The organism is Streptomyces sp. NPDC047108 (assembly GCF_040643575.1).
Classification (GTDB): Bacteria; Actinomycetota; Actinomycetes; order Streptomycetales; family Streptomycetaceae; genus Streptomyces.
Genome location: NZ_JBEYUP010000001.1, coordinates 461263 through 477328, shown reverse-complemented (window position 1 = coordinate 477328; position 16066 = coordinate 461263). Strand labels below are relative to the sequence as shown.

Here is a 16066-nt window from a genome sequence, read left to right as displayed (position 1 = left end):
CGTGGCACACGTCGACCCGGAACACCCGATCAGGCTGGACCAGTCACCCCCGACCAGGCGGTCACTCGACCCGGCCGCCATGCGGGAGCACTACCGGGCGGAGGGGCTGGCTGAATCGGATGTCACCGCGGGCCCGATGGAACAGTTCGGCCGCTGGTTCGAGGAGACGGCGGCGAGCGGGATCTTCGAGCCGAACGCCATGATCGTCTCGACGTCGGACCCCACCACGCTGCGGCCCAGTTCGCGCACGGTGCTGCTGAAGCAGTTCGACGAGCGCGGCTTCGTCTTCTACACGAACTACGGCTCCCGCAAGGGCCGCGAACTCACCGCGAACGCCCAGATCTCGCTGCTCTTCCCCTGGCACCCGATCGCCCGCCAGGTGATCGTCGGCGGCACCGTGGAGCGCACGGGCCGCGACGAGACGGCCGCGTACTTCCGTACCCGGCCGCACGGATCGCAGCTCGGCGCCTGGGCGAGCACGCAGTCCTCGGTCGTCGCGTCCCGCGAGGAACTCGACCGGCTCTACGGCGACCTCGCCGACCGCTACCCGGAGGACGCCCAGGTCCCGGTGCCGCCGGAGTGGGGCGGCTACCGCGTCCGTCCCGAGACCGTCGAGTTCTGGCAGGGCCGCGCGAACCGCCTCCACGACCGCCTGCGCTACATCCGTACGCCGGATGGCGCATGGCGCGTGGAGCGCCTCTGCCCGTAGGGCGCCTCTGCCTGTGGGGTGCCTCTGTCCGTGGGGTGCCTCTGTCCGTGGGGCGCGGCCCGGGCCGAAGCCCGCAGCAGCCGGCTCGGAGTCGCCACAGGACCCTGTACGGACCCGACCCGACCCGACCGGCCCCGCCCCGCCCGGAGACGCAGACGACCCGCGGGCTTCTTCTCCTGCGCCGTAAGGCGCCAGGAGGCCGGTCGGACGTACCGGCAGCCCGCGGGTCGGGTGACTGCGTTGGGATCAGGCCGGCATGCACGGATATCTCCGCGCTGTCCGGCGGTGCGCTGAGCGCGACGACGGACTGCTAGCCCGCAGTCACCTCACGCGTCCGGATTTCATACATCTGCCGAACCACCTCCCTTCTCGTGTGCTCCACACGCTAGGCAGGCCCCCCGCCCCGCGACAACCCATTTCCGGCGCGCAACAATTTCCAGGAACACGGTGTGTGCTGCATCACGTTCCACTTGAATGATCCGACGTGCAGCACACGCAGCCACGTCGAGCAGGAGGTGCCAGGTGAACGCTTCCCGGCCTCCCGGCCCCACGCACCCGGCCGGCGGGGGTTCCGGCTCGCCGGGCCAGGGCTCGTCCGGGTCCTCAGGCCCGGGCCCGTCCGGTGCTTCGGGCCAGGGGGAAACCGCGGGCACGGCCGATGCGGCCGGGCCCTCCCAGGACCCCGCCGCGGCGCCCGACGCGACCGCCGCCGACGGCCCGCCGGCCGCCCCCGACGGTGGCCCGGCGCCCGCCGACCCCGCCGAACCGGCGCAGCAGCCCCCCGCGCACCCACGGCACTCCGAGGACACCGATCTGCTCACCGCGCTGCTGGACGGCATGGACGCGGCCCTCTGCGCGTTCGACGCGGAGGGCGTCGTCACCCACTGGAACCGCGAGGCGCAGCGCATCCTCGGCTGGAGCGCCGCGGAGGCGATCGGCCGCGACGGCCTCTCCGGCTGGGCGGTCCGGACGGCCGACGCCGACGAGGTCCAGAGCCGGCTGTTCTCGGCGATGACGGCCCCAGGGCGCCAGGTCCACGACTTCGCGCTGGTCACCAAGGACGGCGGCCGGGTCCTCGTCCGCACCCAGTTCGCGGGCGTGCACAGCGCCGACGGACGAGCGGCCGGCGTCTACTGCGCCTTCAGCGAGGTGCACGCCCAGATCGACCTGGAGCGGTCCATCGCGCTCAGCGAGGCCCTCTTCGACGCCGCGCCCTGGGGCGCCGTCCTCATCGACGCCGATCTGCGCCCGGCCGTCGCCAACGCGTACGCGGCGCGCGCCCTGCGCGTGGGGCGTACGGCGGTCCTCGGGCGCCCCCTGGGCGAGCTGCTGTCGCAGGGGCTCGAGGAGCTGGAGAGCGCGTTCCAGCACGTCATGGCCGAGGGCGCCCCGGCCGCGCCCGCCGACGTATGGGTCACGCTGCGCGGTCCCGACGGGCAGGGCGAGGGGGAGCGCCGGTGCTGGCGCAGCGGGTTCCTGAGGCTGGCGTCGCCGCTCGCGGAGGAACCGGTGCCGCTGGGCGTGAGCTGGTTCTTCCAGGACGTCACCGAGGCCAAGCACCTCGAGCAGGAGAACTCGGTCGTCCGCTTCCGGGCCAACCAGATGCAGCGCGCGGCCCGTACCGCCGCCGACTGCGAGGACCCCAGGGAGGCCGCCACCGTCTTCGTCGACTTCGCACTCGCGGGCTTCGCCGACCACGCGCTGCTCGACCTCGCGGCCACGGAGGACGAGCCGGTCCGGCTCGTCCGCGCCGCGGCCACCCCCGCGGGCTCAGGCGGCCCCTGCTCCCCGATCACGCACGGCGGTATCCCCGTCCGCTACGACGAGGGACACCCCGCACTGCAGGCGGTGGAGCGCACGGGGGCGGTGCGGGCGAGCGCCGACCCGCTGTACGGGGGCGGGGGGCGGCGCCAGGGCCGTACGGATCCGGGGCGCGGCGACGCGCCGGACGACGGTTCGGCGGCCGAGCGGGCCCGCCGCTGGGCGCGGGAGCGGCAGTGGCCGGAGGACTCGCTGCACGCCCTGTGCGTGGTGCTGCGCAGCCGCGGCCGGACGCTGGGTGTCCTCACGTTCCTGCGCTCGACGGGGCGGCGCTCCTTCGACCGGGCCGACGCGGCGTACGCGGAGGACGTCGCGTCGCGTGTGGCCGGAGCGCTCGACCTGTCGGACCACGTGCGCAAGGGGCGCGAGCGGGACTGACGGGCGCGCACGGGATCCCGTACGGGCTCGTCCGCTGTGCGCGAGCGGGCTCGTACGCGTACGCGCCCGCCTCTCGCGTCGCCTTCTCGGGTCACGTCTGCCGGAAGAAGATCCGGTCCGCGTACTCGGCGAACACCCGCCGGTTCCACTCGTGCCCGCCGTCCACGTTGCCCGAGCGCAGCAGGGGCGGCGCGATGCCCCGGCTCGACAGTTCACCCGCCGCCGTGGCCATGACGGCCTGCATCACGGCGCTGGTGACGACGGTCGACGCGGGGGCGAAGGGCGCGTCGATCCCCTCGGCGCTCAACTCGGCGTCGCCGACCGCGATCCTGCTGTCGATGACGAGGTCGCAGTGGTCCTTCAGGAACGTGCCGGACGGATGCCGGGAGCCGGTGCCGTCCGCGTACGCGACCGAGGTCAGGCCGATCACCGAGATGCCCGTCTCCCGGGCCTTGAGGGCCATCTCCACCGGGAGCTGGTTGCGCCCGGACAGCGAGATGATCACCAGGAGGTCCCCGGACCGGGCCGGACTGTTCTCCAGGACCGCCGACGCCAGGCCCTCGACGCGCTCCAGGGCACTGCCCAGCGTGGCGGGCACGACGTCCACGCCGACGGCGCCCGGCACGGTGAGCAGGTTCATCAGGCCGAGGCCGCCGGCGCGATAGACGACGTCCTGGGCGGGCAGCGAGGAGTGCCCGGCGCCGAACGCGAAGAGCCGCCCGCCGTCGGCCACGGTGTCGGCGACCATCTCCCCGGCGGCGGCGATGTTCGCGGCCTCCTCGTCGCGGACCAGCCGCAGCAGCTCGATGGCGGCGTCGAAGAACTGCCCGGCCAGCTTGCTCTCGCTCATCGCCGCGGGGGCCTTTCTCGTGAGTCGGTGACGGCTCCGGGGGATGGCCCGGATGTCCGGAGGGCGCGCGGTGTCGCACGCGGAACCGGCGCAGCACAGGTATGGACCGCCATAGGTACGTACCAGAGTGGCGCCGATCACGTTGGGGCCATCGCCGGTGCCCTGTCAATACCGCCTCCCGGCCGTCCGCGGGGTGCGGCGGGCGGGGTCTCGGCGCCGGTGGAGGCCCGGTCACGGTGCGGCGGCCGGGGACCGGGGGGTGCCCGGCTCGTCACGTACGGCCCGGCGCCGGGGTGTGCTGCCGTGCAGGGCGGGCCCGGTTGTCGGTGGGATGCGTCAGAATTGAGTTCAGGGCCACGGCACGACATACCGAGGGGCACGCATGTCCGGACTCATCGACACCACGGAGATGTATCTCCGCACCATTCTGGAGCTCGAGGAAGAAGGCGTGGTCCCGATGCGCGCCCGGATCGCCGAGCGGCTCGACCAGAGCGGCCCGACGGTCAGCCAGACCGTGGCGCGCATGGAGCGCGACGGCCTGCTCCACGTCGCGGGCGACCGGCACCTGGAGCTCACCGAGGAGGGCCGGCGGCTGGCGACCCGGGTGATGCGCAAGCACCGCCTCGCGGAGTGCCTGCTCGTCGACGTGATCGGCCTGGAGTGGGAGCAGGTGCACGCCGAGGCCTGCCGCTGGGAGCATGTGATGAGCGAGGCCGTGGAGCGCCGCGTGCTGGAGCTGCTGCGCCACCCGACCGAATCGCCGTACGGGAACCCGATCCCGGGCCTGGACGAGCTGGGGGAGAAGGCCGAGGCGGACCCGTTCCTCGACGAGGGCATGGTGAGCCTCATGGACCTCGAGCCGGGTTCGGACGGTGCGACGGCCATCGTGCGCCGGATCGGCGAGCCGATCCAGACGGACGCGCAGCTCATGTACACGCTGCGGCGGGCCGGTGTGCAGCCGGGCGCGGTGGTGAGCGTGACGGAGTCGGCTGGCGGTGTGCTGGTCGGAAGCAGCGGCGAGGCGGCGGAGTTGGCGTCGGACATCGCGTCGCACGTGTTCGTCGCGAAGCGCTGACGCCGTAGCGGCGGCCGGCACGGCGTTCCGCTCGCCGATGCCGTCGGGCCGCCGTGACTGCCGAGGCTGTCACGGCGGTTGGTCAGGCCACCGTCCTGGCGCTGCCGTGACGGGGCCGACGCGCTCAGACATGGAGACGCACCGCGGATATCCCCGACGCCGTTCCGGCTGCGCCGGGGGCGGCTCCGGCGTGCCGTCACCGGGGCGCGGCCTCGTCCTCCGTACTGCCCTCCGTACCGCCTCCCTTGCGCACCCTCTCCCTTGAACTCCCGTTTGAGGGCGGCAAGTTGACGCACAGGCTTAGGCCCGGGGCGTGAAGGCGGGCCGGAATCCTCCGGTTTACCGGCCAAACGTGCCGGAAGGGCAGCGCTCGCGCGCGGGGCGTGCGACGCTGGTGCTGCGGCATATGGCGCGCGGGCTTTCGATGGGGGGTGCTTGTGCAGTCGGGCGGTCGGGGAGGGGGGTCCGGATGACGCGACGCGGGGTCATCGGGCATGTCCCCCATGCCGACTGTTCCTCTCGCGTCGGTGTCGCCGTACGCGCTGGTCGGGCCCATGGCAGGGGCCCCGGCGCGATCGCTCCGACCGGCATCCGGGGCCCCGCCTCCCCTGGTCCCCCCGAGGTGACCCGGAGCCCCGAGCTCTCCGGGTCGTTCCTCACGAGCCCCCTTCCCCACAGGGCCCGTCTCCCGGTCTCTGTCTCCCCTCGGCGCGGATCGTCAATCCTTGAGCGTGGTCACTCGAACGAGGGGTGTTACGCGCCAACTGCAGTGGTTCGAATAGGGGTTCGATAATGTGGCGGTGTACCACCCCGTACGCGAGCAACACGTACGGAAGCACGTGCGCGAGGACCCTGCAGCCGACGACGCGGAGCGGCCGGAAGGAATGGGGGTGCGAGGACACATGGTGCGGCGCATCGACGTGACCGGAGCCGACGGCGTGCGGCTCGCCGCCTGGGAGTTCGCCGACCCTCCCAAGGACGGGAGGGAGGAGCCGAAGGCGCCCGGAGTGCTGTTACTGCACGGCCTGATGGGCCGGGCCTCCCACTGGGCCGGCACCGCCCGCTGGCTCTCCGCACGCCACCGCGCCGTCGCCCTCGACCAACGCGGCCACGGGCGCAGCGAGAAGCCCTCCGACGGCCCGTACTCCCGCGAGGCGTACGTCGCCGACGCCGTCGCCGCCATCGAGCAGCTCGACCTCGCCCCGGTCATCCTCATCGGCCACTCCATGGGCGCCCTCACCGCCTGGCAACTCGCCGCCGCCCGCCCCGATCTCGTCCAGGCCCTGGTCATCTGCGACATGCGGGCCTCGGCGCTGGGCGCGCAGTCGCAGCGCGAGTGGACGGAGTGGTTCACGACGTGGCCGCTGCCGTTCGCCACGCTCGCGGACGTCCGCAAGTGGTTCGGCGAGGACGACCCCTGGCTGGAACGCCCGCGCCCCTCCCGCGGCGAGTTCTACGCCGAGGTCATGGCCGAACGGGCCGACGGCTGGCGCCCGGTGTTCTCCCCGCGCCAGATGCTGATGGCCCGCGAGACGTGGGTGCACGATGCGCACTGGGAGGAGCTGGCCCTGGTCCAGTGCCCGTCCCTCGTGGTCCGCGGCATCGAGGGGGAACTGGGCCGCGCGGAGGCCCAGGAGATGGTCCGCGTCCTCCCACGCGGCGAGTACGCGGAGATCCCCGAAGCGGGCCACCTGATCCACTACGACCAGCCCGAGTCGTGGCGCACGGCCCTGGAACCGTTCCTGCGAGCGGCCCTGCGCACCTGAACGCGGCCCGCCCGCCGCATCGGGCGCGTCGGGGCATCGAGGGCATCGGGGGCATCGGACCGCCGGCCGGGCGGGCGCATCGGTCGCGTCGGCCGGGCGGGCGGATCGTCGCGGGCGGGGGCGGCGCGGACGGCCGCAACGCCCGGGGAAGGGACGGCCCTCCGGAACGCGTCCGACCGCATCGGCTCGTGCGGGCGGTGCGTTGCGCCTGAACGGCAGTCCGTCGGTTGCTGGACGAGCGGCGGTTCCGCGGGTGGCGCGGCAGGCGGCCCGTACCCGCGTGCTTGCTGATGGCTCGTGGGTCTCGACACCGCTCGCGCCCCCTGCCGCCGTACCCGGGTCTGTCGGGCTGCCCACCGCGAGAGCCCCGGGCACGTCACGGGGGCGACCGAACGGCACTGCGTCCGCGTCAATGAACCGCCCCGCGCGACACCAACACCCACGACACCACCGAGCCGTTGCTGCGCGGGGTGGAGCTCGCACCGAGCGCGCCGGCCGTCCATCACACAGCGCCTGGCGTGCGCGGGGTGCACGGGAGGCGCGAGCGATGCCCTAGGGTTCGGGAGCATTCCGACGTCGCGGAGGCCCTGGCCGCGGACCCGACACCGCCGCCGCTGCCTCCCCCGGAGGGGGACCTCAACCATGCCGCCGCTGCCGCTGCCCTTGTCGCCGCTGCCGCAGGCGCTCCCGTACGCGCGGGAACTCCCGGTCATGTGCTCATGGCCGCACCGCGCGCCGCTCCCGCACGAGGTCAACGTTGGGTACGGATTCCCGTACGCCGCCGCGGGTGACACCGCGCCCGACACCACTGACAGCACCAAGCCCACCACGGCCGCCGGGATCGCGCCGTGACCGCCGCCCTGAGCGGCGATGCGACCGCCACCGCCGCCACCACCGCCTTCGACCAGGCCGCCCACTGGTTCCTCACCGGGGCCGTCGTCCTCGCGACCGTCGGCATCTTCTTCACCGGCATCTCGGTCGGCGCCCGGCGCCTGCTCGGGATCCGTATCGGCGTGCTGCGCACGCTCGTTGCGTGCGCGGCCGGGATGAGCGCGTTCCAGTTGTTCAACCGGTCCCTGCACGACACCGACAGCCGCACCGCGCTCTCCACGGTCTCGATCACCGTCTCCCTCCTCGCCGCGATGGCCGTCCTCGTCGTCGTCGAGCTGCTGATCCCGTCCGGGAGTTGGCCGCGTCCGGTGCAGTGGACGCGCGCCGTACGGCGCCGGCTCACCCACGCCCGCCGCTACTCCCAGATCAGCCGGATCTTCATGCGGCACGGCCTCGGCCGGTACGTCCGCGGCCGCACCAGCCTCGACCGGGCCGTCGGCGCCGACACGGCGGGCCGCGAGGCCGCTCTCTCGCTGCGCCTCGCGCTCGAAGAGTGCGGCGGCACGTTCATCAAGCTCGGCCAGCTGCTGTCCACGCGGCGCGACCTCCTGCCCCCGCACTTCGTCGACGAGTTGAGCCGGCTGCAGAGCGACGTACCGCCCGCGCCCTGGGACGAGGTCGAGACCGTCCTGCGCGAGGAGCTGGGCGCGCCGCTCGCCGAGGTGTTCGCGGAGTTCGACCGGGAGCCGCTCGCCGCGGCCTCGATCGCGCAGGTGCACCGGGCGACGCTGCGCGACGGATCGACGGTCGTCGTCAAGGTCCAGCGGCCCGGCATCCGGGAGACGGTCGAGCGCGACCTCGACATCGTGCTGGCCATGGCGCAGGGGCTGCACGTCAGGGCGCGTTCCGTACGGGGCCTGGGGCTACGCGAGTTGGCGGACGGCTTCGCGGACGCCGTACGCGAGGAGCTGGACTTCCGTACCGAGGCCCGTAACGCGGACGCGGTCGCGGCGGCCGGCGGCGGGCGGGCATCGGACGCGCCCGTCCGCGTACCGGCCGTGCACCACGAGCTGTCCTCCGCGCGCGTCATGGTGCAGGAGTGGCTGGACGGGGTGACGCTGGACCAGGCGGGCGCCGCCGCCGACGCGCGGGGCCTGGACAGGGAGGCGCTGGCCCGCACCGTCCTGGGCGCGATGCTCCGCCAGATCATGCGCGACGGGATCTTCCACGCGGACCCGCACCCGGGCAACATCCTGCTGCTCGCCGGCGACGACGACCGTCACGGGCCGCGGGTCGGCCTGCTGGACTTCGGTTCGGTGGGGCGGATCGACGCGACCGTACGGGACGCGATCCAGCACCTCCTGCTGGCCGTCGACCGCGGCGACCCGGCCGGAATGTGCGACGCACTGCTCGAACTGCTCGGCCCCCGCCCGGACGCGGCCGAGCACGACGGACCGGCGCTCGACGCGTTGCTGTTGGAACGGGAGTTGGGCCGCTTCATGGCCCGGCACCTGGGGCCGACGAGCCGCCCGGACGCCGAGACGTTCACCGCGCTGTTCCGGCTGGCGACCCGCTTCGGACTCGCCGTGCCGCCCGAGGTCGCGGCGGTGTTCCGGGCGCTGGCGACCCTGGAGGGGACGCTGACCCGCATCTCGCCGCGCTTCGAACTGGTCGCGGAGGCACGGCGGGTGGCGACCGCGCTCGTGACCGAGCGCCTGGCGTCGGCGCCCGCGAGCCGCCTGGCGTCGCAGGCGACGCGGACGTACGCGACGCTGACCGGCGCCCCGTACGCCCAGAGCGCCCAGGAGGAGACGCCCTGGGACGCACAACCCCTGGACGCCGCGGCGCTGACCCGCACGGTCGCGCAGGAGCTGCTGCCGATACTGCCGATGCTGCGCCGCCTGCCGCGGCGGGCGGAACGTATCACCGCGTCGATGGAACAGGGCCGCCTCACCGCACGCGTACGGTTCCTGGCGGACGACCGCGACCGCCGCTTCATCGCGGGCCTGGTACACCAGCTCCTGGTGACGCTGCTGGCGGCGGGCACGGGCCTGATGGCGGTCCTGCTCCTCGCCCTCGGCACAGGCCACGGCCCGCGCGTCACGGACCACTTGGAGCTCTTCCCGCTGCTGGGCTACAACCTGCTGGCGGTGAGCGCGATCCTCACGCTGAGGGTGCTGTACGCGGCGATGAGGCGGGGGCCGTAGCCCCGGCGAGTCGCAGCGTCCTGGGGCCACGACCCGCACCGGATCGACGTCACGCGACCAGCAGCCCGCGCCAGGTCCAAGCGGGAAATCACTCAGCGGAGCCGACTGGACTGTGAGGGAGGCGCCTTGAACGGGAGGGTCGCTATGGACCTACTCTCATGAAAATGACGCTTCGGGCAACATCGGAGACGATGCTACATACACCCGTTCCACGCGGGGCGCGGAGACCGAATCCTGGTACAAGGTGAAACGGCCATCGCTTGGCAGGGACTCTCTGACGACATCCGCGTGTCGACCAGTTGCATGCCGCAGAGACTTTGAGGAAAGCAGTCCTCGACTTGGGTTCGTGAACCACAGAGCTGGGGTGAGGAGCTCTTGCCCGCCTGTGTCGTCCCAATCCTCCCAATCGCTGATCGTGAGCATGCAGAACGCGTCAACCGCCCCGCTTGTTCGGAGATCTTCGATGTGGCTTACAAGCCGGGCGAGAAGAAGAGCACCAGCTTGGATCAGCAGGCGGTTCTGCTCACCGATAGGCAAGTCGTTCAGGAAACGCAACTGAGAGTATCGAGAATAGAGGGGGGTTTCGTCGAAGAGATCTACGGTGGAAAGGAACTGAGAGAAATCATCGATCCCTTCCTCGCGGAAGAGCGCTGCGAACTCCTGTGCAAATTTTTCGATGTTGCTCACTCGGGATCCTTCCAGCCGTATTTCCTCAGCCACTTCATGGTCTTGTTGCTGAACCTTGGATCCCCGTCGTGGAACGTGCCGTCCTGATTCAGCGCCGGCGACCCGGTGCCCTTCTTCTGTGCGTGCCACTTGCTCCCTGGAACAGTCTCCTCCGGCGGGTCGATACGGTGGACTTCGTCTGGGCCTCGGCCCCTCCGAACTTCATTGCGCGCTTGGCGGGCGAGCCTGTCAAGTTCATCAGTTGGGGAGGCGGCGGACTGCCCGAAGTGCTGGCGCCATGCATCCGAACGGGCCTTGACCGCACCTTCGCAGTACACATCATCGCAAAGAGCAGGAGACGATGTGTAGCCCTCAGGAAGGCCGTCACCACATTCAAGCCCGAGGGGGTCGATCCATGTGAGCGGGTTGGGCACATACGCGTGGTGGTTGGGGGCAGGATCGAGCCCGAGCGGATCAGGGCTGTAGTACCGGGCGGTTTCGGGATCGTAGTAACGGAAGTAGTTGTAGTGGAGACCGGATTCGGGATCGTGGTACTGGCCAGGAAACCTTAGAGGGCATTGAACTTCATGGACGGGTCCACCCGGCACGCTGACGCCCCACAAGGTGGTGCGATTACGCCAGACGATGTTGCCCTTTTCATCCACGAGTTCCGTGGGCGTGCCAATGACGTCCGTGACGATGGAGTAGAAGCGCTCATCGACTTCGTTCTGCGACATGTCGCAGTTGAGAAACTCTCTCTGGACCAATGGCCGGTGGCGTTCGGGATCCCACTCCCAAACCGTCACATCGGCCTCCGTGCCGTTGCGGAGCGGCCTTTGCACTCGCTGCTCGCAGAGAACTGAACCGTCCCATGTGAAGTGAACGATTTCTTCAACGGTGCCATCCCGCGCAAGTCGCTGCTTTCCGATACGGCGACCGAGAGGGTCATACTGGTAGGTCCATTGCGTACCATCGGGTGTGACGAGCCCGGTGAGACGGTCGTCTGCATCCCATGTGTAGCTCCATGTGCGCTTTCCTCCGGAGAGCAGTCGCCTCGTGCGCAAAACCACTCGTCCATCTTCGTCATGTTGATAGACGGTGCGGCCGGCTCGCTTGATGAGCGTGCCGCTGAATTCCCGCTTGCCGTGGTGGTCGGCAGAATCCTTATGGTCGGCCGCCCATTGAGCGAAAGTCAGGTTTCCCATGGAGTCGTATGCATAGGACTCGTGTATTGCGGGAGAATTAACATGCCTGACCCGGCCAGTCGGATCCAGATCGTAGACGCGCTCGCCAAACCATTCATCAGTTGTTCGGGTGAGGAAACCGTCTTCCCGGTAGGCATAGGTTCGATGTTGAAGGACGTGTGCGTTGTCGGTCTTGATGCCGCGACTCGCGTCGCGCGTTTGTTCATTGGTCAAGGTTTGCGAAGCCAACCTGGCGCCGGCTGTCCACTTCTGGGTCAGGACAGCGCTGGTGCCAATTGTGCGTTCGACTTCTCGACCTGCTTGATCGTAGTTGAAGGTAATGCTGTGGCCGGTCATGCTGAGTTCACGAAGGCGATGCGAGGAATCGTACTCCCAATTGCTCAACGCCCCGGATGGTGTGCGACGCTCAACTTGCCGTCCGGCGGAGTTGTATTTATGGGTCAGTACCTGACCGTTGCATGCCTCGGAAACGACGTTGCCCCGCGCATCGCGAACGAACTCGATGACAGCGTCCGCATTCATGGCTTGGCGGAGTCGTCCCGTTCGGTCGTATTCATATGTAGTGACACTGTTGCCGGAGACCTTTTCAACCACGTTGCCGAGTACGTCATATGCGAGCTGTGTGGTGAGGCCGACGCCTGGAGTCCACGCAGTGATCTGTCCCGCAGCATCGGTGGTGTACCGCACGGTTCGCCCGTTGAAGTCGCGTTCACTTGCCAGGCGTCCGGCTGCATCGTAGTCGTATGCCCAGGTGAGCTCGTTGCCGTTTGCGACGGACAGGAGTCGCAGCTCTGTGTCGTAGCGAAAATCCTCGGCCGCTCCGTCGGGAAAGCTCTTCGCCGATGGGAGTCGGAAGTGTGTGTAAGAGATGCGGGTGACTTCGCCGCTCGGTCCGACGTGCTCAACGAGGTTTCCCTCGCCGTCATGTGTCCATGTCTCGATGGACCCGTTGGGCAACACACGTCGTGCTGGACGCCCTTCGGGCGTCCAGTCAAAATGCGTTTCGCCTCCCACCGCGTCGATGACCTGCTTGACGCGTCCAAATGCATCACGATGCATGGAAGTGATCGCGCCACTTGGGCTAGTGACAGTAGCAATCAGTCCTGCAGGGTTGGTCGTGATCTGGGCGGTGTTGCCAAGCGGGTCGGTGACGGATTCTCGGTGCCCCAGAGGGTTGTATCCAAAGCGAGTCACGGCTCCGAGTGGGTCGACTACCGAAGTCAGATTTCCGTGATCATCGAATTCCTGGTGCCAGTAGGAGTCGTCGGAATACTGGACCCGTACTGGCATGTTGCGTGAGTCGTAGGTCGCGCTCGTGCGATTCCCGTTCGGCAGTTCCATCGAGACGGCGTTGCCTGCAGTGTCGTACGAGAAACGAGTGATTCTCCCCAAGGCGTCGGTTCGGGAGATCAGTCGGTTGCATGTATCCCATTGGCTGTGCTCGATATTGCCCAGTGGGTCGGTCACGGCGGTGCGTTGAAGTAGTTCGTTGTAGTGGTGGGTGGTGGTGTGGCCGAGGGAGTTGGTGTAGCGGGTTCGGCGGTTTTCGGTGTCGTAGGTGATGGTGCAGTTGAGGAAGCCGCCTGCGCCTTCGCCTTGGATGCAGCGGTCGTGGTCGTCGTAGGTGAAGCGGTACCAGGAGTTGTTGCGGTCGGTCCATTGGGTGATGCGGGACCGTTCGTCGTAGGCGAGTTGGAAGGGCAGGCCGGAGGAGTTGTAGATCTCGGTGAGGTGGCCGTCTTCGTCGTAGCCGTACCGCAGGAGTGTGGTGCCGTCGGGGCCGTCTTCGGGGTTGGCCAGGCGCAGGCTGGTGATGCGGTCGTCGTCGGTGTCGATGTGGATGTGGTAGCCGCCGGAGTGGCGGACGGCGGTGGGTGTCCCGGTGTCGTCGCGGTCGATGGTGATGCGGTGGTTGTTCCGGTCGGATATCGCAGCCAGCGGCATGGTGAAGGCGGCGTCGACGGGCGCGGTCTTGGCCAGTGGGGCGAAGTGGCGGGTGTGGCCGGTGTGGGGGTTGGTGATGCGGATGGGTGCGCCGGGTTCGCCGTCCCAGTCCAGGGGCCACTGGGGCCCTTCCAGTGGCATGACCGATGTGCCGGGGGCGGGTACGGGATAGGCGAGGATCATGCCGTCCTCGGTGGCGAACAGGGCCCCTTCGTTGTCGAGTTCGAGGCGCTCGTCCAGTGTGGAGGCCCAGGATTCGCCGTACCAGCGGCCCCATCGGTAGGTCGACAGGTGTGTGCGGCGCAGTACGAGGGGGAGGAGGCCGGGGAGTTCGACGTCGGTCTCTTCCATGAGCATTTCGCCGGAGACCATGTCGATGGGGTCGCCGCCTTTGCAGCGTCCCTTGGTGGGCTTGCTCTTGCCGATGACGTTGTCGAGTCCCTTGCGCAGGGCCTTCAGGCCGCCGCCGCGTAGGCCCTTGGCCATGCCCTTGAGGCCCTTGGCCAGTCCGCCGAGGGTGGTCAGGCCCTTCATGCCGGGGATGCAGTCCAGGGCGGCGAAGGCCACGTCCAGCAGGCCGGCTTGGCCCTTCATGTATTTGTTGATCGTATCGGCGAGGACGACGAGGGCGGCGACTACGACGATCGCGGCCAGGATGGGGCCGCCGATGATCATGGCGATGATGCCGACGATCGCGACGACGACCTTGCAGACCGCGACGATGGTGTCCCAGTTGTCCGAGACCCAGTCGATGCCCTCTTCCCACCAACTCCGGTTCTCGATACCGGCGTCGGACGCCTCTTCCAGCTTCTTCTTCGCCTTCGTCGCCGCGTCCTCACGCAGCTTCTTGGCGTCCGCGGCCATCTTCTTCGCCGCATCGAGCGCGTTCTGCGCGTTGTCGACGGCCGTCTGGGCGTCGCGCTGCTCGTCCTTGGCGTTCGTGGCGTTACGGGTCGCGGCGCGGACGTCCTTCTCATCCGGAGGCGGAACGTCCTTCTTCTTGCCGGAGTCCTCGTACTCCTTGGCCTTCTTCGACGCCCGGTCCACCCACCCGTTGGCTGTGTCCAGCCGCGTATTGGCCGAGGAGAGATTGCGGCGGGCCTCGCGGCCCTTCTCCAGAGCGCGGCGGGAATCGTCCTGCGCCTTGTCCAGATCCGGCCAGTAGGCTGCCAGGGCATCGCCGGCCAGGTCGTAGGACTTCTTCAGCTTCCGCAGATTCTTCGGAACATCCTCGAACTCCGCGGTGAACGCATCAGCGGACTTCCCCGCCCACTTCAGCAGCGCATCATCACCGGCCATGCCCTTGATCTGACGCAGAGCATCCCCGACATCATCGGCGAAATCGTGCAACCGCCGCGCCAGAGACTTCACCCGCTCCGGATCACCCGGAACCGGATCCTCCTCCAGATCCAGGACATGCCAATCCGTCGGCCGATTCCCCACCCCGAACAACCCCCGTGATGCCCACTGTTGTCAGTGCATGAGCAAAGCTTGCTCGTACGAACCTATCCGGCATGCGGTGGTCGAGGGAAGCAGAAGCTGAGCCAAGTCGATCACAACGCCCCAGCCCCATCGGTCACTTGGACTCAGCATCAGGCGCGTTCGCCGTGCCTGAAGGTTGAGTCCACGGCTTGGGCTCTTATGGAATTTGTCCCGGGCGCCAGTGCCGGCGCGGCCAGCTCTCACTCCCCGGGGCGCACAGGATGAGAGGTCGGTCGTCGTTGGCGCTGCCCGACTCCCTGCCTGTCCGCCAAGTGGTCATCAGGGGAGAGCGTCCGGCTTGCCTGTAGTTACGCTCACCGTGGTGTGTCCGGCGGATCGGCCAGCGGACTTCCTCAGTGAACATCTCCAGTGCCTCGTCGGCGCTGGCTGCCATGGCTGCTGTCAGGGCTGGCACTGCTGCGCACCCTCGTCGGAAATCACCGTGGTCGTCTGCCAGACACCCTGTTTGTTACGCTTCAAGCTGGTGTCGTAAAAGATGTACGCATTCTTGGTCGCGGGAGTCTTCTTGATCTTTTTCGTCTCGCGGCCCTTGGCGAACGCCTTGCTTTCGTCGCTGCAATAGGTGAGCCGTGCCGATCCGTTCTCCCGAAAGGTGACGTCGCGCTTGGAGAATCGGATGGTCCCCGTCACTGAGTATCCCTTGTCGACAAGCCACTGGATGCGCTTACCTGCGCTCACCGCGGCGTCGTCCTTCGAGTAGAAGTACACCGGTTCGTAGTCGGGGTCCCCCTTGATGATGGCGGCGTCGATCGCGCGCAGGCGCTGTTCGTTGTCCGCGAGAACGGCGTCCTTCTTCGGGTCGCCTGTCTGGCGTCCTTCGAAGATCTGGATGTCGTCTTTGGGAAGCGTGATTCTTGGTCGCTTGGCGCCGTCCTGCGTCGAAGAGGTGGGGAGGGCTGCACTTTCCTTCCCCGCTTTTCCGACCTCGCCGTCATTGGGCTTGGTGTCGTCGCTGCCGCCGCAGCCGCTGAGAAGGACCGCTGTGCAGGCGGCGAGCAACGCGACGGCGGGGAGATGGCGGGGTGTCACGTGGTCTCTCCTGAGCGCTGAGGACATGGGTGTTTGCGTGACGTCACTGAGGTCGGTGCTGTGCCGTTCTGGGCGTTCGAGT

Annotated in this window: 10 protein-coding genes; 6 read left to right on the top strand and 4 right to left on the bottom strand. The window is 69.0% G+C overall.

The features are described from left to right. The first annotated feature begins 79 nt into the window (after window positions 1–79). Window positions 80–709 carry a pyridoxamine 5'-phosphate oxidase gene (gene pdxH / locus ABZ822_RS02055; protein ID WP_360846940.1) on the top strand — a complete coding sequence of 210 codons (630 nt, stop codon included), beginning with the start codon at window positions 80–82 and terminating at the stop codon, window positions 707–709. Window positions 710–1231: 522 nt separating this feature from the next. Next, window positions 1232–2908: a PAS domain-containing protein gene (locus tag ABZ822_RS02050; protein ID WP_360845768.1), complete on the top strand. Its 1677-nt coding sequence runs from the start codon at window positions 1232–1234 to the stop codon at window positions 2906–2908. A gap of 91 nt (window positions 2909–2999) precedes the next feature. Here ABZ822_RS02050 and ABZ822_RS02045 read toward each other — a convergent pair whose 3' ends face one another. Further along, window positions 3000–3758 (bottom strand): SIS domain-containing protein, encoded by a 759-nt coding sequence (locus ABZ822_RS02045; RefSeq protein WP_360845766.1) that lies wholly within the window; start codon window positions 3756–3758, stop codon window positions 3000–3002. A gap of 382 nt (window positions 3759–4140) precedes the next feature. Here ABZ822_RS02045 and ABZ822_RS02040 point away from each other — a divergent pair, with 382 nt between their 5' ends. The 4 genes from ABZ822_RS02040 to ABZ822_RS02025 all read left to right on the top strand — a co-directional run bounded on the left by ABZ822_RS02040 (window position 4141) and on the right by ABZ822_RS02025 (window position 9637). Then, the gene (locus ABZ822_RS02040) at window positions 4141–4833 is read left to right on the top strand and encodes a metal-dependent transcriptional regulator (protein ID WP_360845764.1); all 693 of its coding nucleotides are present in this window, start codon (window positions 4141–4143) and stop codon (window positions 4831–4833) included. Window positions 4834–5735: 902 nt separating this feature from the next. Then, window positions 5736–6599, top strand: coding sequence for an alpha/beta hydrolase (locus ABZ822_RS02035; protein ID WP_360846938.1), 864 nt, complete (start codon window positions 5736–5738; stop codon window positions 6597–6599). A 642-nt stretch (window positions 6600–7241) separates the two neighbouring features. Then, on the top strand, window positions 7242–7451 hold the full coding sequence (locus ABZ822_RS02030) for a hypothetical protein (RefSeq protein WP_360845762.1): 210 nt from the start codon (window positions 7242–7244) through the stop codon (window positions 7449–7451). Next, window positions 7448–9637, top strand: coding sequence for an AarF/UbiB family protein (locus ABZ822_RS02025; protein ID WP_360845760.1), 2190 nt, complete (start codon window positions 7448–7450; stop codon window positions 9635–9637). Before ABZ822_RS02030 ends, ABZ822_RS02025 begins: the two co-directional genes overlap by 4 nt. Window positions 9638–9793: 156 nt before the next feature. Here the strand turns inward: ABZ822_RS02025 and ABZ822_RS02020 are convergent, their stop codons facing one another. The 3 genes from ABZ822_RS02020 to ABZ822_RS02010 form a co-directional block, all read right to left on the bottom strand. Continuing rightward, window positions 9794–10324 carry an Imm15 family immunity protein gene (locus tag ABZ822_RS02020; protein ID WP_360845758.1) on the bottom strand — a complete coding sequence of 177 codons (531 nt, stop codon included), beginning with the start codon at window positions 10322–10324 and terminating at the stop codon, window positions 9794–9796. Beyond that, a complete protein-coding gene (locus tag ABZ822_RS02015; RefSeq protein WP_360845757.1) occupies window positions 10321–14895 on the bottom strand; it encodes an RHS repeat-associated core domain-containing protein in 4575 nt (1524 codons plus the stop codon). The genes ABZ822_RS02020 and ABZ822_RS02015 overlap by 4 nt, the downstream gene beginning before the upstream one ends. A gap of 441 nt (window positions 14896–15336) precedes the next feature. Beyond that, window positions 15337–15984 (bottom strand): hypothetical protein, encoded by a 648-nt coding sequence (locus ABZ822_RS02010; protein ID WP_360845755.1) that lies wholly within the window; start codon window positions 15982–15984, stop codon window positions 15337–15339. Window positions 15985–16066: the final 82 nt, after the last annotated feature.

Bases quoted from the DNA above. Each gene is read 5' to 3' on its own strand.
- pdxH (WP_360846940.1), top strand. From the start codon at position 80: ATGCGGGAGCACTACCGGGCGGAGGGGCTGGCTGAATCGGATGTCACC.
- ABZ822_RS02045 (WP_360845766.1), bottom strand. From the start codon at position 3,758: ATGAGCGAGAGCAAGCTGGCCGGGCAGTTCTTCGACGCCGCCATCGAG.
- ABZ822_RS02040 (WP_360845764.1), top strand. From the start codon at position 4,141: ATGTCCGGACTCATCGACACCACGGAGATGTATCTCCGCACCATTCTG.
- ABZ822_RS02035 (WP_360846938.1), top strand. From the start codon at position 5,736: ATGGTGCGGCGCATCGACGTGACCGGAGCCGACGGCGTGCGGCTCGCC.
- ABZ822_RS02030 (WP_360845762.1), top strand. From the start codon at position 7,242: ATGCCGCCGCTGCCGCTGCCCTTGTCGCCGCTGCCGCAGGCGCTCCCG.